Origin of the sequence: uncultured Ligilactobacillus sp., from assembly GCF_948826705.1 — a bacterium.
Classification (GTDB): Bacteria; Bacillota; Bacilli; order Lactobacillales; family Lactobacillaceae; genus Ligilactobacillus.
Genome location: NZ_CAQLEL010000119.1, coordinates 1 through 22,429, shown reverse-complemented (window position 1 = coordinate 22,429; position 22,429 = coordinate 1). Strand labels below are relative to the sequence as shown.

The 22,429-nt window shown below is 40.5% G+C and carries 10 protein-coding genes; 9 read left to right on the top strand and 1 reads right to left on the bottom strand.

What is annotated here, in order from left to right; all coding sequences use genetic code 11:
- Positions 1-4 precede the first annotated feature (4 nt).
- From Q9Q35_RS08610 to Q9Q35_RS08575, 8 genes are all read left to right on the top strand, one after another.
- A complete protein-coding gene (locus Q9Q35_RS08610; RefSeq protein WP_304652999.1) occupies positions 5-1,114 on the top strand; it encodes a PIN/TRAM domain-containing protein in 1,110 nt (369 codons plus the stop codon).
- Between the two features lie 88 nt (positions 1,115-1,202).
- Positions 1,203-2,693 (top strand): glutamate--tRNA ligase, encoded by a 1,491-nt coding sequence (gltX, locus tag Q9Q35_RS08605; protein ID WP_304652998.1) that lies wholly within the window; start codon positions 1,203-1,205, stop codon positions 2,691-2,693.
- A 264-nt stretch (positions 2,694-2,957) separates the two neighbouring features.
- Positions 2,958-4,367 carry a cysteine--tRNA ligase gene (gene cysS / locus Q9Q35_RS08600; RefSeq protein ID WP_304652997.1) on the top strand — a complete coding sequence of 470 codons (1,410 nt, stop codon included), beginning with the start codon at positions 2,958-2,960 and terminating at the stop codon, positions 4,365-4,367.
- Position 4,368: 1 nt separating this feature from the next.
- Entirely contained in the window at positions 4,369-4,764 is a 396-nt protein-coding gene (locus Q9Q35_RS08595) for a Mini-ribonuclease 3 (protein ID WP_304652996.1), read from the top strand.
- Positions 4,764-5,504 (top strand): 23S rRNA (guanosine(2251)-2'-O)-methyltransferase RlmB, encoded by a 741-nt coding sequence (gene rlmB, locus Q9Q35_RS08590; RefSeq protein ID WP_304652995.1) that lies wholly within the window; start codon positions 4,764-4,766, stop codon positions 5,502-5,504. The genes Q9Q35_RS08595 and rlmB overlap by 1 nt, the downstream gene beginning before the upstream one ends.
- A 2-nt stretch (positions 5,505-5,506) precedes the next feature.
- The gene (locus Q9Q35_RS08585; protein WP_289190476.1) at positions 5,507-6,028 is read left to right on the top strand and encodes an NYN domain-containing protein; all 522 of its coding nucleotides are present in this window, start codon (positions 5,507-5,509) and stop codon (positions 6,026-6,028) included.
- Positions 6,029-6,287: 259 nt separating this feature from the next.
- On the top strand, positions 6,288-14,339 hold the full coding sequence (locus tag Q9Q35_RS08580) for a MucBP domain-containing protein (RefSeq protein WP_304652994.1): 8,052 nt from the start codon (positions 6,288-6,290) through the stop codon (positions 14,337-14,339).
- 2 nt (positions 14,340-14,341) lie between these two features.
- A complete protein-coding gene (locus Q9Q35_RS08575) occupies positions 14,342-16,600 on the top strand; it encodes a MucBP domain-containing protein (RefSeq protein WP_304653020.1) in 2,259 nt (752 codons plus the stop codon).
- A 100-nt stretch (positions 16,601-16,700) separates the two neighbouring features.
- Here the strand turns inward: Q9Q35_RS08575 and Q9Q35_RS08570 are convergent, their stop codons facing one another.
- Entirely contained in the window at positions 16,701-17,888 is a 1,188-nt protein-coding gene (locus Q9Q35_RS08570; protein ID WP_304652993.1) for a YSIRK-targeted surface antigen transcriptional regulator, read from the bottom strand.
- A 272-nt stretch (positions 17,889-18,160) separates the two neighbouring features.
- Between Q9Q35_RS08570 and Q9Q35_RS08565 the strand changes: the two genes are divergently transcribed.
- A partial coding sequence (locus tag Q9Q35_RS08565; protein WP_304652992.1) for a MucBP domain-containing protein occupies positions 18,161-22,429 on the top strand: 4,269 nt, incomplete at its 3' end.

Below are 22,429 nucleotides of genomic sequence, written 5' to 3'. Positions count from 1 at the left end.
ATACATGCGCAAACGAATAATCCAATTGATCTTTGCGTTCCTCGGTATCGGGGCGGGGTATTCCTTTTTGCCCGGTCTGTGGGACCTATTAAACATTCAGATACAAGTTTTATATAATCCGATCGTAAATATGTTTATCGGGTTAGTTTTAATGATGCTATGCTCATTTATCTTAGCTGAACCACTTGAAGGTGTACTAAAAAAAGTCGAAGAGACACTTGCTAAACAAAAGACCGAGGCGATCATTTCTGAGAGTATTGCAATTATTGTGTCACTTGTGATCGCGGTCTTGATCTCAACGCTTTTTTGGCAATCACCACTGTTCTTTATCAATACGATCTTGCCAGTGATCGTGATGATCTTATTTGCCTATCTCGGCTGGTTCGTAGGACGCACGCGCTTAGGTGATCTGCCTAAGTTGTTCTCGACGCGGGCTAAGAAAAAAGAAGCCGAAGAAAATAACGTTTTAGAACGTAAAGTAGGCGACAACTTTTATAAATACAAATTGTTAGATACTAACATTTTGATCGATGGTCGGATCTATGATCTCGCCAAGACTGGCTTTTTAGAAGGGACCTTAGTCGTACCTAACTTTGTCTTGTATGAATTGCAATATATCGCTGATTCAGGTGATAGTATCAAACGTGTTCGTGGGCGACGTGGACTAGATATTTTGAATAAGTTGCAAAATGAAAAGATCGTGCCAGTTGAGATGTATGAAGGCGATTTTGATGATATCCAAGAAGTTGATTCCAAATTGATCAAGCTTGCCAAAATGTTAGATGCGGTGATCGTAACTAATGACTACAATTTGAATAAAGTCAGCGAATTTCAAAATGTGAAGGTTTTAAACGTCAATGCGTTGGCTAAGTCACTCAAGCCTCGAGTGATCCCAGGTGAACGGTTGAACGTCATGGTGATCAAGAACGGGACTGAGCGTCAACAAGGAGTCGCTTATCTCGATGATGGTACGATGATCGTGGTTGAAGATGGGCGTTATTATATGAACAAGACGATCGAAGTTGAAGTTACTTCAGCGATCCAGACCGATGCTGGGCGGATGATCTTTGCAAAACCTTATCATTCTAAGAAGAAGTTACGTGAAAAAAACTAAGGAATTAGCCTAGAGTAGTTTATTTTTTGCCTTATTCATTGTAAAATTGTAGGGTATGTAAAGTAATAACAAGAAAGAGGCGCTTAAATTGGCAAAAGATAAGATTCGCGTTCGTTATGCACCAAGTCCAACGGGGCATTTGCATATCGGTAATGCACGAACCGCGTTATTTAACTATTTATTTGCACGTCACAATAAAGGGACATTCGTTTTACGAATTGAAGATACGGATACTAAACGTAATATTGCAGACGGCGAAAAAAGCCAGCTCGATAACCTTAAATGGTTAGGGATCGACTGGGATGAAGGTCCAGATAAACCAGGTAAATATGGGCCTTACCGTCAGTCCGAACGTAAAGATATCTACCAACCATTGATCCAAGAATTATTGGACAAGGGTCTAGCGTATGAATCTTATATGACAGAAGAAGAATTACAAGCGCAACGTGAAGAACAAAAAGCTAATGGTGAAGCACCACGTTATATCTACGAATACGAAGGTATGACAGCTGATCAGATCAAAGCTTCACAAGAAGAAGCTAAAGCAAAAGGCTTAAAACCAGTTATCCGGATCCGTTTACCACATGATAAGGTCTACGAATGGGATGATATCGTTAAAGGTAAAGTTAGCTTTAATTCCGATACTATCGGAGGCGACTTTGTGATCCAAAAACGCGATGGGATGCCAACTTACAACTTTGCGGTAGTTGTAGATGATCACTTGATGAATATCACGCACGTTTTACGTGGTGATGATCATGTGGCTAACACACCAAAACAATTGGCTGTTTATGATGCTTTTGGCTGGGAAGCTCCAGTCTTTGGGCATATGTCACTTATCATCAACTCCGAAACAGGTAAGAAGCTTTCCAAGCGTGATGAATCTGTCTTGCAATTTATCGAACAATATCGTTCACTAGGTTACTTGCCAGAAGCAATGTTTAACTTCATCACCTTGCTTGGTTGGTCGCCAGTGGGTGAATCTGAGATCTTTTCACAAAAAGATTTTGTCAAGATGTTTGATCCAAAACGTTTAAGTAAATCACCAGCAGCCTTTGATGGTAAGAAACTTGAATGGATCAACAACCAATATGTCAAATCGGCTGATAGTGATGAGATCACAGATTCATCTTTGAAGCAATTGATCAAAGCGGGCAAGATCCAAGCAGATCCAGATACGATGGAGATCCAATGGGTCCGTCAATTAGTTAACTTGTATAAGCGTCAAATGTCTTATACGGGTCAATTAGCTGAAATGGCTGAGATCTTCTTCACTGAACCACCAATGCTAGATGAAGAAGCTAAAGCTGAATTAGCAGATGAGTCAGCAACGATCGTGTTAGAAGAATTTGCTAAGCAAGCAAAACAATTACCGATTTTTGATGCTGTATCTATCCAAAATATGATCCGTCAGATCCAAAAAGATACTGGTGTGCGTGGGCGCAAGCTTTACATGCCTATCCGGATCGCAACGACGCGTGAAATGCATGGACCGGAATTAGCTCCTTCGATCGAGCTTTTAGGTCGCCAAAAAGTTTTGGAACATTTGGATAAGACTTTAGCTGAAATGAAAGCTTAGAATATAATAACAAGCTGCGATAAAAAAGACATTAGTCTGCGCAAGGGCAGCTTAATCAGGGCTGTGACAAAAGTTGCAGCCCTTTTATTTTATCTGTACGAAGCAAGTCGCTTTGCTCCACACTCAAATAACGTGTTGCACAAGTTTAAGGCTAGTGAATAACAAGGCTCTAAGCCAGATGCAAAAAGCGCATCAGTCTTATAGCCCAGTTATTCATACGCCTTAACCCAAGTTGTTACACTCAAATAAAAGGGGGTTTACAATATGATCCAGATCTATAATACTTTAACAAAAGAAAAAGAAGCGTTTAAACCGCTTGTTGCTGGTAAGGTCAGCATGTATGTCTGCGGGCCCACTGTTTATAATTATATCCACATCGGTAATGCTCGCTCAGCGATCGCTTTTGATACTGTTCGACGCTACCTTGAATATCGTGGCTATGAAGTAAATTATGTTTCTAACTTTACCGATGTTGATGATAAGATCATCAAAGCTAGTCAAGAAACGGGTCTATCTGTTCAAGAAGTGACAACTAAATTTATTGCAGCCTTTTATGAAGATATCGCTGCTTTGAACATCAAAAAGGCAAGCAAAAATCCGCGAGTCATGGAAAATATGCCAGAGATAATTGATTTTATCGCTACTTTAGTGGATAAAGGCTATGCTTATGAGGCGCAAGGAGACGTGTATTATCGTGCCCGTAAATTTAAAGACTACGGGAAACTTTCGGGACAATCGATCGATGCTTTAGAACAAGGAGCCAGTGAACGTGTCCAAGCAAGTGATCAAGGCAAAAAAGAAGATCCATTAGATTTTGCACTTTGGAAAAGTGCTAAACTTGGAGAGATCGCTTGGGATTCTCCTTGGGGTAAAGGACGTCCAGGATGGCATATCGAATGTTCTGTGATGGCTGGTAAATATCTTGGTAAGACGATCGACATTCACGCTGGTGGTCAAGATCTGGAATTTCCACACCATGAAAATGAGATCGCTCAAAGTGAGGCTAAAAATGATCAAAAGTTTGCCAACTATTGGATGCACAATGGTTTTGTAACGATCGGTCAAGACGATGAAAAGATGAGTAAGTCACTGGGAAACTTCGTGACGGTCCATGAATTAGTCAAAAAGATCGATCCGCAGATCATCCGCTTCTTGATGGCAACGACACAATATCGTCATCCGATCCGCTATAGTCAAGCCAATTTAGATGATGCTAAGACTAACTTGAACAAATTAAAGACAGCTGCGCAAAATGTGCGCTATCGCTTGGAAGATGCTGGTGATGGTGCACTTGATGCTGAGGTCCAAGCCAAAGTTGAAGAATTAGTAGCGAAATTCAAAGTAGCGATGGATGATGACTTTAATACGCAAAATGGGATCACAGTGGTCTATGAATTAGCGCGTGAATTAAATGTTTATGCAGCTAGAGAAGAGGTCGATCGCGAAACTTTAGAATATCTTTTGCAAAATTTTGCAACTTTAGTCGAAATTTTTGGGATCGAATTTGAAAATGAAGAGCTCGGTGATGAAAAAATCGAAGCGTTGATCAAAAAACGTGATGAAGCGCGAGCAAACCGTGATTTTGCCACAAGTGATGAGATCAGAGATATTTTGAAAGATCAAGGTATCATTTTAGAAGATACCCCACAAGGTACACGATGGAAGAGAGGGTAAAATGGCAGATTACAAACAGGTAAATGGGATCGCACTTGCTTATATGGGGGATGCGATCTATGAAGTCTATATCAGAAAGCATTTATTAGATGAAGGGATGACTAAACCAACACGTTTGCATCATCGCGCGACGCACTATGTATCGGCTAAAGCACAAGCGATGCTCATCAAAAAAATGGAAGAACAAGAACTGTTAACACAAGAAGAACAAGAGTATTTTCGACGCGGTAGAAATGCAAAGAGTTATACTTCGGCTAAGAACACTTCAGTTGTGACTTATCGGATCTCGACTGGTTTTGAAGCTTTGTTTGGTTATCTTTATCTAAGTGGACAGACGAAGCGTCTAGATGAACTAGCAGCTTGGTGCATCAAAACAGTTGAAGCGGAGGGAAAATAATGGCAACAAATGAAGATTTTGTGATCGGACGCCACCCGGCTGTGGCAGCTTTGAAGAGCAATCAAGCGGTCAATAAAGTATTTTTACAATCAGGTCTAAAAGCCGATGCCTTAAAAGAAGTGGCTAGTTTGGCCAAGAAAAAAGGTGTGATCGTCAACCAAGTTCCAAAAGCTAAGTTAGATCTATTAGCTGATGGTCAAAACCACCAGGGGGTCGTGTTGGCTGTAGCGGCTTATGAATATGCGAGTTTAGATGATCTATTTGCTAAAGCTCAGGCTAAAGATGAAGATCCATTTTTTATCATCTTAGATGGCATCGAAGACCCACACAATTTAGGATCGATCATGCGAACAGCTGATGCTGCGGGAGTGCATGGGATCATTATTCCTAAGCGCCGAGCTGTGCAATTGACCTCGACAGTAGCGAAGACTTCAACTGGAGCGATCGAATATGTGCCAGTATGTCGGGTAACTAATCTTGTTCAAACAGTCGAAGAGCTTAAAAAACGGGGTATTTGGGTCTTTGGAACTGATATGCAGGGGACTGATTTTAGAAAATGGAGTGCCAAGGGACCTACTGCTTTGGTGATCGGCAATGAAGGTAAAGGGATCGCACCATTACTTAAGAAAAAGTGTGATGAGATGTTGACGATCCCAATGGTCGGCCATGTTCAAAGCTTAAATGCTAGTGTTGCTGCTAGTCTCTTGATCTACCAAGGCTTTACTTCACGGGGCAATTAACGATGAAAAAGCGAATTTTGATCGTTGATGCCTACAATATGATCGGGCATTGGCCAGAATTAGAGAAGTTGAAAAAGGCTGATCGTTTAGAAGAAGCTCGCGATAAACTATTATATATTCTCTCAGATTATTATAAGCAAAGTAATGCAGAGATCATTGTAGTTTTTGATGCGATGTATGTGCCGGGATTATCAAAAAGTTATGAACAGTATGGTCTGCAAGTTATTTGGACTGATGAAGGCCAAACTGCTGATAGTTATATTGAATCTTTAGCTGGAAAATTGCAGACACGTTTGACCCAAGTTGAAGTTGCGACCAGCGATGGAGCTGAACAGTGGACGATCTTTTCGCAAGGTGCTTTGCGCAAGCCAGCTTGGGAGTTGTACCAAGATATAAAAAGGGCCAAGCGTGAAGTTCATGTGGCCGCAAGACAATACCAAGATCAAGCGTTAGTTAGACGGTCGCCATTTAGTGACGAGCAGTTGGATGTTTTAGCTAAGTTGCGCGATGACCTTTCTAAATAAGAGTTTTAAGTCGAGTTCGAGTAGGACTCGACTTTTTGTTAGAAAAAATATGAAAATATAATATAAAAATATTTGTATTTTATCATTTTGTTAACTATTTGTTGATTTTTTAAAATTTTGCTAAAATATCCAATTTTTTAGCTAAAAAATAAAATTATTTTGTACTAATTTTGCTGGAATATTAATTCCTAAAATTTTATAAGTAATGTAAACTTTAGGAGTATTAATAAATAATTAGTTAAAGGAGAGAATCTGACAAATGGTCTCTAAAAATAATAAAGACTTTTATTTGAGAAAATCTGCTAACAAGGTTTCTAAGTATACGATCAAGAAACTTAGTGTTGGCGTTGCCTCTGTCTTATTGAGTACCACCTTCTTTCTGGGTACAGCAGCTAGTGCTGATGCTACGGGGGACGATCAAGCTAAAGAAACAGAAGCAACATCATCTTCTACCGATGCAACAGATCTAAGTAGCTCAGAAGTAACACTTAAAAGTTCGACCACTGCTACAGAAGACACATCATCTTCCACCACGACCGATGCTGTAGCAGAACAACAACCAGCTACTGAAGCTCAAAGTAGCCCAGCTTTTGAAGACACAACAGTTTCCCAAACAGAAGTATCATCTTCCACCGATAATTCTACAAAATCCTCCCCTGAACAAACAGAAAAACAAGATACAACAGCTAAAAATAACCAACAAGCTACAGAAGAAGTAGCAAATACTACAACAGAACAAACATCACAAGCAAAAGACATTGTAACAACAGCTGATGCAACTAAAGCATCTGCAACAACAACTGATACACCAGTCGAAGTTCCAGCAACTTTCCGTCGTATCAGCCCAAATGCCTCCTTACGTGCTGCAACAGCAACACCAACAACTGATGAAGGTGTAACAGTTACTAGCTGGTCACAATTAGTTAGTGCCTTACGTAACTCTAATAATTCCTTGATCAATGTTAATGGTACCCTTACAGCAACAAGTACTGAAGATATTGGTTATTCTGGTCATAAGGTAACAGTTAAAGGTCAAAATGGTGCAGGGATCAATTTTGGCACAAATCTACTTACCACAACAGGTAGCGGTTGGGACTTGACCTTTGATAATTTGCGTATCATAACTGGTAGTGGTCGTGGTGTGATCGATACAGGACAAGGCAATAATACGATAACCTTTAAAGATGTTACTCACACTGGTAATTCCCTATTTGGGGGAGCAAGAGCAGATACAGCTAATAATGCTTTGATCTCAGGGGCTAATACTACTATCAAGATCGAAGGTAATACGACATCTACTGTTAATACCGCGCCATTTGTTCAGGCCTATGGTAATTCTGGTAGGCAATACGGCGTAACTATCCAGAATAATGGCACTATATTAGAGAGTGGCACAGCAAATATCCATGATGCTAAAGCTGTTATTATAGCTGATGGGGCTAATTTTACCTTAAATCGTAGTTCAATTGGTGATGGTATCAAATTGATCAGTGACGGCGGAAGTGTTTCTGTTGGCAACAATGCGACTTTCACTATTAATATGAATACCAACAATGCTACAGATAGTGCTCGATATCATAATGCTGGTATTTTCATGGAAAATAGTGGTAGTTTCACGACTGGGCGTAACTCTACCGTAAACATGAATACAAGTATCGGTCAAGCTGTTTCGATCGGAGCAGATCGTCCGGGTATTGCAGTTACAGACAGAGATCGCTTCGGTGGTTATACAGCTAACCAATCACGTAATGCTGGTCCTACAACGGTGAAGTTTGGTGATTATTCGAACTTTAATTTCACTGGACGTGATGGTTTTATCTTAGGTAACAATGCTAACTTTACTTCCGGTGAATATTCAAATGTTCATTTCCAAAATAAAGGAAATGGTGTAGCGCTCGATCTTGCAAATGACTCTAATATTGTTATTTCTAAACATTCTAACACGTTATTTGAATCAGATGGTAAGGGTAACAAAGCTGGAACTGATGGCTCAGACACGATCTCAGGTTCATACAACGCATATAACTATATTGGAGTAAATGAAGGCGGTAACATCTTGATCGATGAATTTGCGACCTTCAGAGTTATCATGACAAATCGTGGTGCTAACCCTTGGGATGACGTGATCTCACTTGATTCGCGTAAAGCAACGACTTCGGCGAGCTTTGTTTCTAAGAAGGGTGCGGTCGTCGATATTCGTGATGATAATACCAACTTCTATGCTGAGTTGATCTCCTTCCCATTAGGTGCTGCTAACTCGTTGATCGACATTCAAAATCCATTGTATCTCAACTTACAACGTTATTCTGCAGGTGGCAAGATCGATGGTTGGATGCCAGTTGGTGGGACAGAGATCTTGCTAACAGATAACAAAAACTATGGTAACCTCATTTATATGGGAGGCACTAAGGGTGTCTTGAAGATCGGTGGAACAGATTATGTTGTCTACCAACAGATCAAATCCGATAGTGCACAACAGATCTGGCTAAATATTAACAGTATGACTTCACCAAAACACGGGTTCAACGCTGCAGAGATTTACAATAATAACGTTAATCCAGATATGTCGATCTCTGGTGTTGATCTAACAGCAAATGTAGCGGCAAATAATGTTAAAGATAATAATACGTCACCTACAGCTAAGGGAGCCCAAGGGACTGCCCCATACTATGGTATTTCATCACAACGTGCTAATCATCAGATCTGGTTCCCGCACGGTACAGAAGTACAAGCTGCTGGACAACATCAAAATGTGATCAAGTATGTTTATGAAGACGGCACAGAAGCCGCACCAACAGTGACCCAAACAGTTGATGTGACACGTGATATCAAACTTGATATCACTCCAGATCAAATTGATGCAATTAGAAAATATGCAGCTACACATAATGCAGATCAAATTTTAGACTATATCAAGAATGCATATGCTGTTACTAAAGACTCTGGGTGGAAAGTTACTAATGGAGAAAACACTAAGACTGCTTATGATGCAGTAAATACACCAACGATCGCTGGTTATACTGCAAGTATCCAGTCGACTAACGCTAATGGTGTGACAGTTGGTGGCAATGTAGCATCTATTCATGCAACATTAGATATGCCAAATGATACTGTTGTTGAAAATGGTAAATTGACAGAAGCTTTTATGAACAACAACGGTATGGCACCAATGCCTGCAAACTACGAGACAGTTGTTGTCTACAAGAAAGAAGTTCAAGATCAAACTGTAACGATCATTTATCAAGATAAGACAAATGGCAATGCAGTCTTAGCGACTGATACGATCACAGGTAAACCGGGAACAGAACTTGGATATACAACAACAGATAAGATCACAGAATTAACCAACAAGGGTTACAAGTTAGTTACTGATGGTGTGCCAAAGAATGGTACATTTGGTGATACTCCAGAAACTTACTACGTGACATTTGAACATGACACAGTAACAATTACACCAAACGATCCAAAAGGGCCAAACACACCGATCAACCCTAACAATCCAGCTAGTCCGAAATATCCAACAGAAGCGCAAGCAGATAATCTTAAAGCAACAGCTACATTGACAGTTCATTATAAAGATGAATCTGGTGCAACTAAGGCAGCTGACAGGACAGCTAATGTTGAGGTGACACGGACAGTAACGATCGATAAAGTAACAGGTGAAGTGCTTTCTTCAACACCTTGGACTGCAGCTAACGCAGATTATACTTCTGTGGTAACACCAGTTGTTGCTGGTTATGTAGCTACAACTGAAGAATACGACACAAACGATGGTCGTGGTACGATCAACGCTGATAAAGCAGTTGACGGTGTGAAAGTTGTTGTTAATGCTAATGCACAAACTGGCGCTACAGCGACAACACCATCTGAAGTAACTGTTGTTTACAAAAAAGTGGGTAACTATGTACCAGTCGATTCTGTAACTAAAGAACCGATCCCAGGCGCAACTAAGACACCTTATGCAAATGATCCAAGCGATCCAACTAAGGTGACAGGGAACAACACACCAACGACACCAACTGGTTACGAGCCACAAAATCCAAATGGTACAAACAACACTTACACACCAAATACAGATCCAACTAAGGATACTGAACAAGAATTTGTGAAGACCCCAGATGCTCAACGGGCGACCTTGACAATTATTGACAAGGACAGAAATGATGCAGTTGTAGCAACAGCTAGTCAAACAGGTAAACCAGGTGAAAAGATCGCTGATGTATTTACCAACTTTAGCGTTCCTGCTTTAGAAGGTAAGACAGTAGCTGAGGTTATTGAATACTACAAAGATCGTGGTTATGAAGTTGAATCAAATGACTACAAGTCAGGGACAGATTTTGACGATGACACAGCTGTTGATCAAAACTTCACGATCGTCTTGAAACACGGGACAACACCAGTAACTCCAGAAAACCCAGGTAAACCAGGTGAACCGATCAATCCTAACGATCCAGACGGTCCAAAATGGCCAGCCGGCACAGACAAAGATAGCGTACAAAAACCAGTTAAAGAAACAGTTCACTACGTTGGTGCAGGTGATAAGACACCAGCAGATGTGGTCCAAGATGCAACTTGGACACGTGAACTCACAGTTGATAAGGTAACAGGTGAGATCGTAAAAACAGGTGATTGGAAGTCTGACAAAGAAAACTACGATGAAGTCAAAACACCAGTTGTAAAAGGTTACGTGGCAGATAAAGCAACAATACCAAGCACAGCTGTAACACAAGATGATATCGAAGTAACAGTAACTTATACCAAAGTAGGTAAGATCGTACCAGTTGATCCAAGCGGTAATCCAATTCCAAATGCACCAACACCGGAATATACCAATGATCCAGACGATCCAACAAAAGTTACACCAAATCAACCAGTTCCAAGCATCCCAGGGTACACACCAGAAGTGCCAAGTGTAACACCAGACGATCCAACTAAAGATACACCTGTTAAGTACACTAAAGATGAAGTTGCTAAGTACACTTTAGTCGAAAACTTTGTTGACGAAGCAGGTAACAAGTTAGCTGATCCTGTGACCAAGGGTACTGACTATAAAGAAGGTAATGACTATGACGTAACAAGCGATGCCAAAGTCATCGAAGGTTACTACTTGAAAGAAGTGCCAGCTAATGCTAAAGGGACATTTGGTAAAGGTAATGTAACAGTTGACTTTGTCTATGCTAAAGTAGGTAAGATCGTTCCTGTTGATCCAAATGGTGATCCAATTCCAAATGCACCAACACCGGAATATACCAATGATCCAGAAGAGCCGACCAAAGTCACACCAAACCAACCAACACCAGAAATTCCGGGTTGGCATGTAGTTCCAGTTCAACCAACTCCAGGTGTATCTCCAGATGGTAAAACAGTAACACCACAAACGCCAGGAGATGACACAAAAGTTGTTTATGAAAAGAACGAAGAAAACAAATATAGCTTAGTCGAAAACTTTGTTGATGAAGCAGGTAACAAGTTAGCTGATCCTGTAACCAAGGGCACTGACTATAAAGAAGGTAACGACTATGACGTAACAGGCGACGCTAAAGTGATCGAAGGTTACTATTTGAAGGAAGTACCAGTTAATGCTAAAGGTACATTTGGTAAAGGTAATGTGACAGTTGACTTTGTTTACGCTAAAGTAGGTAAGATCGTTCCTGTTGATCCAAATGGTGATCCAATTCCAAATGCACCAACACCGGAATATACCAATGATCCAGAAGAGCCGACCAAAGTCACACCAAACCAACCAGTACCAGAGATCCCAGGCTTCGTACCAGAAGTATCAACGGTAACACCTGATAAACCAGGTGAAGATACGCCAGTTAAATATGTTCCAGTTACACCAGAAGCAAAAGATCAAACAGCTAAGATCATCTATCGTGATGAAACAACTGGTCAAGATATCTCTTCAGATAGCTTAACTGGTAAACCAGGTTCTAAGATCGATTACAGTACAGCTGACAAGATCAAAGAATTGACAGATAAAGGTTATGTCTTGGTAAATGATGGATTCCCAACAGGTGTAACATTTGATAACGACGATAAAGTTGATCAAATTTACTACGTAACCTTCAAACATGGTACAACACCGGTAACTCCAGAAAATCCAGGTAAACCAGGTGAACCGATCAACCCTAACGATCCAGACGGACCAAAGTGGCCAATTGGCACAGATAAAGATAGCCTACAAAAACCAGTTAAAGAAACAGTTCACTACGTTGGTGCAGGTGATAAGACACCAGCAGATGTGGCCCAAGATGCAACTTGGACACGCGAACTCACAGTTGATAAGGTAACAGGTGAGATCGTAAAAACAGGTGATTGGAAGTCTGACAAAGAAAACTACGATGAAGTCAAAACACCAGTTGTAAAAGGTTACGTGGCAGATAAAGCAACAGTACCAAGTACAGCCGTAACACAAGACGACATCGAGGTAACAGTAACTTATACCAAAGTAGGTAAGATCGTGCCAGTTGATCCAGCAGGAAATGAAATTCCAGGTGTAGATCAACCAAGTTACAATAATGATCCAGACGATCCAACAAAAGTTACACCAAATCAACCAGTACCAGAGATCCCAGGCTTCGTGCCACAAGTGCCAAGTGTAACACCAGATAAGCCAGGAGAAGATACCCCAGTTGTTTATGTTCCAGTAGCGCCAGAAGAAACAACACAAAAGGCTAAAGTTATCTACCGTGATACAACAACTGGTCAAGACCTTGACTCCGCTGATCTAACAGGTAGATCCGGTTCTAAGATCGACTACAGTACAGCTGATAAGATCAAAGAATTTACAAATAAAGGTTATGTTTTGGTAAATGATGGTTTCCCAACCGATGCGATCTTTGATAATGACGGCGATGTTGATCAAACATACTACGTCAACTTCAAGCACGGTGAAGCACCAGTTGGTCCAAACGATCCCCATGAACCAGGTACCCCGATCGATCCTAACGATCCAGATGGTCCAAAATGGCCAGCTAAGGATGAATACACCAAGGAATTCACTTCAACAGTTCACTTTATTGATGATAAAGGTAACAAGGTCTTTGATGATGATGTTCAAACATCAACATGGACACGTACACTTTATGTTGACACGGTAACAGGTGAAGTTAAGAATCCTAATGAATCCTGGAAGTCAGATAAAGATAAGTATACTGATGTGACTGCTCCAGTCGTTGATGGATACTATGCTGACAAAGATCGTGTTGCAGGAAAAGTTGCAGTGCAAGAAAACTTAGAAGAAATGATCACCTATAAACCATTAGGTAACATCGTACCTGTTGATCCAGAAGGTAATAAGATCCCAGGTGCACCAACGCCACAATACAACAACGATCCAAAAGACCCAACTAAGGGTGGCAAGACCCCAGTACCAGAGATCCCAGGTTATACACCACAAGTACCAAGTGTGACACCAGAAAAACCAGGTGAAGATACCCCAGTTGTTTACGTCAAGAATGATCCAAATAAGCCAACAGTCCCAACTCAAAATGACCAAAAGGCTAAGATCGTTTATTACGATGTGACAACAGATACAACACTTGATGAAAGTGATCTAACTGGTAGACCAGGTGACAAGATCGACTACAGCACAGCTGATAAGATCAAGGGATTGACAAACAAGGGTTATGTACTTGTTAAGGATGGTTTTCCAAGTGATGCAGCCTTTGATAAGAATGATGACGTAGATCAAACTTACTATGTAACATTTAAGCACGGTGAAGTACCAGTTGGACCAAATGATCCACACAGACCAGGTGAACCGATCAACCCTAATGATCCAAACGGACCAAAATGGCCAGCTAAAGATGAATACACCAAGGAATTTACTTCAACAGTTCACTTTGTTGATAACAAGGGTAATAAGGTTAAAGATGATGATGTTCAAACATCAACATGGACACGTACACTTTACGTTGACACGGTAACAGGTGAAGTTAAGAACCCTAATGAAACTTGGAAGTCTGACAAGGATAGGTATGCTGAAGTGACAGCCCCAGTCATCGAAGACTACTATGCTGATAAGGCAAGTGTTCCTGCTAAGGATACAGTTCAAGAAAACATCGAAGAAACGATCACTTACAACCCAGTAGGTAAGATCGTGCCAGTTGGACCAAATGGTGAGCCAATTCCAGGTGCACCAACACCAGAATACAACAACGATCCTAACGATCCAACAGAGGTCACACCAAACCAACCAGTACCAGAGATCCCAGGCTACACACCAGAAGTACCAAGTGTAACACCAGAAAGCCAGGAGAAGATACACCAGTCAAGTATGTTAAAGATGAGGCTAAATACAGTTTGACGGTGAAATTTATTGACGAAGCTGGTAATGAACTTGCGCCACAAGTAATCAAGGGCTCCGATTACAAGAAGGGTGCTGACTACGATGTATCTGGCGATGCTAAAGTGATCGAAGGTTATTATTTGAAGGAAACACCAGTAAATGCTAAGGGAACTATCGGAAGCGATAATGTGACGGTAATGTTTGTCTACGCTAAGTTAGGCAATATTGTACCAGTCGATCCAAGTGGCGCTCCGATCCCAGGTGCTGATACACCGACCTACAGCAATGATCCAGAAGAGCCGGGCAAAGTCGTTCCAAATCAACCAGTACCAGTCGTTCCAGGTTACACACCACAAGTGCCAAGTGTGACACCAGATAAGCCAGGAGAAGATACACCAGTCGTTTATGTTCCAGTAACACCTGAAAAGGACAAACAAGCTGCACGCATCATCTATCGTGATACAACAACAGGTACAGTGATCGACAGTGTTGATGTTTACGGTGATCCAGATTCTTTGATCGACTACAGCACAGCTGATAAGATCAAAGAATTGACCAACAAAGGTTACGTCTTAGTTGAAGATGGCTTCCCAGCTGGAGCAACTTTTGATAACGATGACAACACAGTGCAAACTTACCATGTAACATTCAAGCATGGTGAAGCCCCAGTTGGACCAAACGATCCCCATGAACCAGGTACCCCGATCAACCCTAATGATCCAAATGGACCAAAATGGCCAGCTAAAGACGAATACACCAAGCAATATACTTCTACAGTGCAATTTGTCGATAAAGATGGTAACAAGTTACGTGATGATGATGTTCAAACATCAACATGGACACGGACATTGATCGTTGATTCGGTTACAGGTAAAGTCAAAAATCCTGACCAAGCTTGGACAAGCGATAAGGGCAAATATGACGACGTAACTGCTCCAGTCATCGAAGGCTACTATGCAGACAAGAGTCGTGTGACTGGTAAGACAACGGTGCAAGAAGATCTAGTTGAAAAGATCACCTATACTCCATTAGGTAAGATCACACCACAAGATCCAAATGGTGATCCGATCCCAAATGCACCAACACCAGGTTACAACAATGATCCAAAAGACCCAACTAAGGGTGCTATCACGCCAGTTCCTGAGATCCCGGGTTACACCCCACGCGTACCAAACGTTAACCCAGAAGATCCAGGTAAGGATACACCAGTCGTTTACGAAAAGAATGAAGATCCTAAGAAACCAGATATTTCAAATGAACGTGATCAAAATGCTAAGGTCATCTTCCGTGATGTGACAACAGATACGGACTTAGCAACAGAGAAATTTACTGGTAAGTCAGGTTCTAAGATCACATACAGCACAGCTGACAAGATCAAGGAATTACTTGCCAAAGGTTATGTTCTAGTGAATGACGGTTTCCCAAGTGATGCAACCTTTGATAACGACAATGACGTGGATCAAACTTACTATGTAACATTCAAGCATGGTGAAGCACCGGTTGGACCAAACGATCCCCATAAACCGGGTACCCCGATCAACCCTAATGATCCAAATGGACCAAAATGGCCAGCTAAAGACGAATACACCAAGCAATACACTTCTACAGTGCACTTCGTTGATAAGGATGGTAATAAGTTACGTGATGATGACGTTCAAACATCAACATGGACACGGACATTGATCGTTGACACAGTTACAGGTAAGGTCAAGAACCCAGATGCTGCATGGACAAGTGATAAGGCTAACTACAACGATGTCAAAGTTCCTGTGATCGAAGGTTACTATGCTGACAAAGCAAATGTATTAGGTCCTAAGGCTACACAAGAAAATATCGAAACAAATGTGGTCTACAATAAGATCGGTAAGATCGTCCCAGTTGATCCAGAAGGTAACCCGATTCCGGGTGCACCAACACCTCAATACAAGAACGATCCTAACGATCCAACGAAGGTCGTCGTAACTGATACCCCAGATGTTTTAGGTTACACAACTGGTACTATCAGTGTTGAACCAGATATGCCAGGTGAGGATACCCCAGTTGTCTACACCAAGGTAGCAGAACCTGAAAAGACACCAGAATCAGTTAAACCAGACACACCAGCCCCAACAGTTGTGACACCTGAGACAAAACCACAGCAACAACCAGCAGCTGAATTGCCACAAACAGGTGATGCAGACACTAACAACATGGCAGCAATTGGTGTCGCAATGGTCGCAGGTTTGTTAGGCTTGATGGCTTTCACAAGCAAAAGGAAAAAAGATGAAAATGAAATCTAATTTCTAAAAGCCTAAAAAAGAGGAGAACAATTCTCCTCTTTTTTAGTATGTGGATATAATAAAAAAGGCCAGAGCTCATTTGAGTTTTAGCCTTTTTGTATCAATCGACCAAAGTAGCTGATTGCTGATAGTGTTTTGGTGTCTTGCCCACGATCTTTTTAAAGACCCGTGAGAAGTGAGATGCATCTGCAAAACCAAGGGTATAAGCTGCTTCATTAGTTGTAACATTTGACTTGAGCATGAGTTTTGCTTCTTCTATCTTACGATCGATGATATAATCTTGGACCGTCGAGCCTAATTCAGTCTTAAAGAGTGTTCGCAGTTTAGATTCACTGATATTAAAATAACTAGCTAACTCTTTGACTTTCAAGGGCCGGTACATATTAGTGTTGATATATTGAATGATCGAAGTTGTCAGTGGTGACAAGTGTAAGGTGATCACCTTATTTACTTCGCTAGTGTAATAAACGATCGCCGAATCTCTGACCTGTAAGATCTCATCTAAAGTGTTACTTAGTTCAGTCTTTTTGATGAAAAGATCACGACTACCATAAGCAGTGATGATATCCATTCCTAACTCGATTCCGACCTGAGATAGTTTTTCAAAAACCACGATCGAATAATTTTTTTCTGAGCGTAAGGTATCGCCCGTAACCGCAGGGATGACACCGTTGCTTAATTTGAAGACCATATCACGTAATTTGTTGACATCACCACTACGCACATAGTCCAATATCTTGTGTTCATAGAGATAAAGATACATATTTGAATCGAAGTTTTGAGAAACCAAATATTCGATCCGTTCATCGGTGATCTCAGTTGAATAATTCTTTGTTTCAAGATGGACCTTATCAGACATTAGATCTTTTATTTCACCAGAAAAAAAGTAGTGGACCATGATCAAAATATCACGTAGCTCACTAGTTGAAAATAACGGTAGGTCATTTAAATAACTATAGAGTATCTCTTGATCTTTAGCGCCGATCTTTAAATCTTTCATTTCCTTATAGAAGAAGGTTTTGTCAACGATATTGCATTTGAAGGGACCAAATAGGATATGAAAATTCTCAAAATTATAGAGTAAAAACATGTCATTTAGTTCCCCACTAATGAAATTGAATAACTCATGTGAATTCAAAGCTTCTTTTAGAATATTTTCATAGTCGTTAAAGAGCACTGGTGTTTGATTAGAACGATACTCTTCGATGATCTCTAGATTTTCGTCAAAGACAATAATTGGAAGTCTAAGACAAACATGCAGAGATTTGATCATTTTTAGTCTTTTCATATAAATCGTGACCTCTTTACATATATAAATTAAAATTGATATATAATACTTTTAATAATTGGCTAACTCAATTAACATTATAACTTTTTTTCGTTTAATCTAGTTAACAAATTTAACAATTTTACAAATTTTATTGAAAAATACAATTATTTATATAAAATTCATGATGTTTTTTTACAATTTTTATTGAAAAATACATTTTCTAAATATAAAACAACGTTTAACATAAATAACGGTTCTAAAATTTAAGTTGAAGGAGAGAAACATAGACAATGGTCTCAAGAAATAATCGAGATCTATATTTGCGAAAGTCTGCCAATAAAGTTTCCAAATATACGATCAAAAAGCTCAGTGTAGGTGTAACATCGGTTTTAGTAGGTACGGCCTTCTTCCTTGGGCAAGCCACAGATGCTAGTGCAGCTGAACAAAATACTGATAAACAACCAGAGATCGCAACTCAAGATGATTCTTCCACAAATATCAACGAGCAAACGGTCAAATTGAAAGCCACATCATCAACTTCTTCCACTTCTTCCACTAATGATGATGTGACAACAGCTGATAATACTTCTGAAACAGCAGAAGCCAATGAAAATACTCAAACACAAGCATCAACTTCCACTTCCACCAATGATGCTACAACAGAAATAACTTCCTCCGCTAAAGAAGAACAAAATACGCAAGTAGACAACAGTAAACAAGAAAATACAGTAACAAACGAATCAACAAAAGAATCTACATTATCCAATAATGATGAATCAAAAACAGCTGTAAGTCAAGTAAATGAGGATACAGCAGCTGATAAAGACCAAGTTGTTGAAACAAATCCTGTTTTCCGTGCTGCAACAACAGCAGATGATAACAGTACTTCCACCACTGTCAACAACTGGATGGGTCTTGTCAATGCCCTAAACAGCTCACAATATAATACGATCAACGTTAGCGGTACGATCACAGCTGGCTCAAGTTCAGTTTATGCTAACGGACGCGATGTTGTGATCAAAGGGACTGATAACAATTCGGGTATCAATTTTGGTACTAATCCGTTAAAAGTTAATGGTACTATGAATCTCACGTTTGATAACTTGAATATCTTTACTTCAAGTGCAAATGGTGCGGTAACATTTACTAACAGTGATTCAACAGTTACCTTTAAAGATGTAAGACATTCTGGTGCTTCCCTTTACGGTGGCAGTGGAAATGGTAATGTCGTGATCGATGGCACGACGACATCGACGGTTTCAACTTCAAGTAAACCAACAGTTAACACATATAAAGATAACGGTAATGATGCTAATATTTGGGGGGCTAAGTCAGTAACTGTCAAAGATGGTGCTAACTTTACCCTTAACCGTTCTGCGATCGGTGATGGTATCAACTTACCAGACGGTTCGACTGTTCGTGTTGGTGACAACGCTACGATGACAGTAAACATGAACACCAATAATGCAACAGATAGTGCTCGCTATCATGATGCTGGTATCTTCATGCTAAATGGTGGTAGTTTCTTAACAGGTAAGAACTCCACAGTAAACATGAACACAAGTATCGGTCAAGCTGTTTCGATCGGGGCAACTCGTCCAGCGATCGGGATCACAGATAGTGATCGCTTTGGTGGTTATGCAGCACGTTCGCGTAATGCTGGCCCTACAACCGTGACATTTGGGAATTATTCAAACTTTAATTTCACTGGACGTGATGGTTTCATCTTAGGTAACAACGCCAACTTTACTTCTGGTGAATATTCAAATGTCCACTTCCAAAATAAGGGGCGTGGTGTGGCGTTAGATCTAGCAGATAACTCCAATATCCTGATCTCTAAGCATTCAAACACATTGTTTGAATCAAGTGGTAAGACAGGTACATCTGGTAGTTATGATGGTTATAACTATATCGGGGTCAACGAAGGTGGTAACATCACGATCGATGAATATGCTACTTTCCGTGTTATTTTAACAGGTCGTGGAGATAACCCTTGGGATGATGTTATTTCTTTAGACTCACAAAATGCCAATACACACGCAGCCTTTACTTCCAAAAAAGGTGCAGTTGTTGATATTCGCGATGATAATACGAACTTCTATGCTGAATTGATCTCCTTCCCATTAGGTTCAGCAAACTCTGTTATCGATATCCAAGATCCGTTGTACCTTAACTTGCAACGTTATTCTGCAGGTGGTGCTACAACGGGCTGGATGCCTGTTGGTGGTACAAGTATCAACACGACAAGTAACCAATACACTGCCAACTTGATCTATATGGGTGGAACTAAAGGTGTTCTTAAGATCGGTGGTACAGATTATGTTGTTTACCAACAGATCAAATCTGACAGTGCACAACAAATTTGGTTGAATGTTAACTCAGTTGAATTTGATAAATCTGGTTTTGCTTCTAAAGATATTTGGGACAACGGTGCAAATCCAGATGTATCGATCAGTGGTATCGGTTTGACAGGAAATATTCTTGCAAATGATATCAAAGATAACCAATCTTCACCAACTGTTAAAGGTGCTAAAGGTACAGCACCGTATTATGGTATCTCTACGATGCGTGCTTCACACCAGATCTGGTTCCCACACTCAACAGAAACACAAGCTGCTGGACAACATAAAAACGTGATCAAGTACGTTTATGAAGATGGAACAGAAGCAGCCCCAACTGTTACACAAACAGTTGATGTAACGCGTGATATCACACTTGATCTGACAGCTGATCAAATCAACGCGGTCAAAGCATATGCTGCTACGCATACAGCTGATCAAATTTTAGACTATATCAAGAATCTATATGTTGTTTCTAAAGATTCAGGTTGGCAAGTTACTAATGGTGTCAATACCAAGACAGCCTATGATGCGGTAAACACACCAACGATCGATGGTTACACTGCAAGTATCAAGTCAACTAATGCCAATGGTGTAACAGTTGGCGGGGATGCAAGTTCAGTTCATGCAATATTGGATATGTCTAATGATACTGTCGTTCAAAACGGCAAGTTGACAGAAGCTTTCATGAACAACAATGGTGTAGCACCAATGCCTGCAAACTACGAAACAGTTGTAGTTTATAAGAAAGCCGTGCAACAACAACCTGTAACGATCATTTATCAAGATAAGACAGAGAACAATAAAGTTCTTGAGACTAAAGAACTTAAAGGTGATCCTGGTGATTCTTTAGGTTATACGACTAAAGATACGATCGCTAGCTATGTTGCTAAGGGCTACAAGTTAGTAAGTGATGGTGTTCCAGCTAATGCTACATTTGGTGATGCACCAGAAACATATTATGTAACATTAGAACATGATATCGCACCAGTTGGACCAAATGATCCACATGAACCAGGTACACCGATCAATCCTAATGATCCAGACGGTCCAAAATGGCCTACAAAGGATAACTACGAAAAGGAATATACCTCAACAGTTGAATTTGTTGATGAACAAGGCAATAAGATGCCTAATATTCCTGATAACAAACAAACATCTACATGGACACGTACTTTAAATGTAGATAAAGTTACAGGTGAGATCTTAAATCCAAATGAAGCTTGGACTCCAGATAAACCAAACTATGATAAAGTAACAGTTCCAGTTGTTCCAGGTTACTATGCTGATAAGCCAGAAGTTCCTGCAAAAACAACAGAACAAACAGATCTGGTCGAAAAAGTTGTTTACAAGCCATTGGGCAAGGTAACCCCAGTTGATCCAGAAGGCAACCCAATTCCAGGTGCAGATCAACCACAATACCCTAATGATCCAACAGATCCAACTAAGGCTGGTATAACAGATTTCCCAACGATCCCAGGATATCATCTCCAAGATCCATCTAAGACAAGTGTGACACCAGACAAGCCAGGTGAAGATACACCAGTTGTTTACGTCAAAGATGAAGTAGCTAAGTACAGCTTAGTCGAAAAATTTGTTGACGAAAATGGCAAGGAATTAGCACCAAACGTAACTAAGGGTACAGACTATGAAGAAGGATCAGCCTACGATGTAACAGGCGATGGCAAAGTGATCGATGGTTACTACTTGAAGGCAGTATCTGATAACGCTAAAGGTACATTTGGTAAAGATGACGTAACGGTAACATTTACGTACGCACCATTAGGTAAAGTTGTTCCAGTTGATCCAGAAGGCAATCCAATTCCAGGTGCAGATCAACCACAATACCCTAATGATCCAAGTGATCCAACCAAGGGTGGCACAACACCGATCCCAGATGTTCCAGGATATCACCCACAAGATCCAGGTAAGACAACTGTCACACCAGATAAGCCAGGTGAAGATACACCAGTTGTTTACGTCAAAGATGAAGTAGCTAAGTACAGCTTGGTCGAAAAATTCGTTGACGAAAACGGCAAAGAATTAACACCAAACGTAACTAAAGGCACAGATTATCAAGAAGGAACTGACTACGATGTAACAGGCGACGCTAAAGTGATCGATGGTTACTACTTGAAGGCAGTATCTGATAACGCTAAAGGTACATTTGGTAAAGATGACGTAACGGTAACATTTACGTACGCACCATTAGGTAAAGTT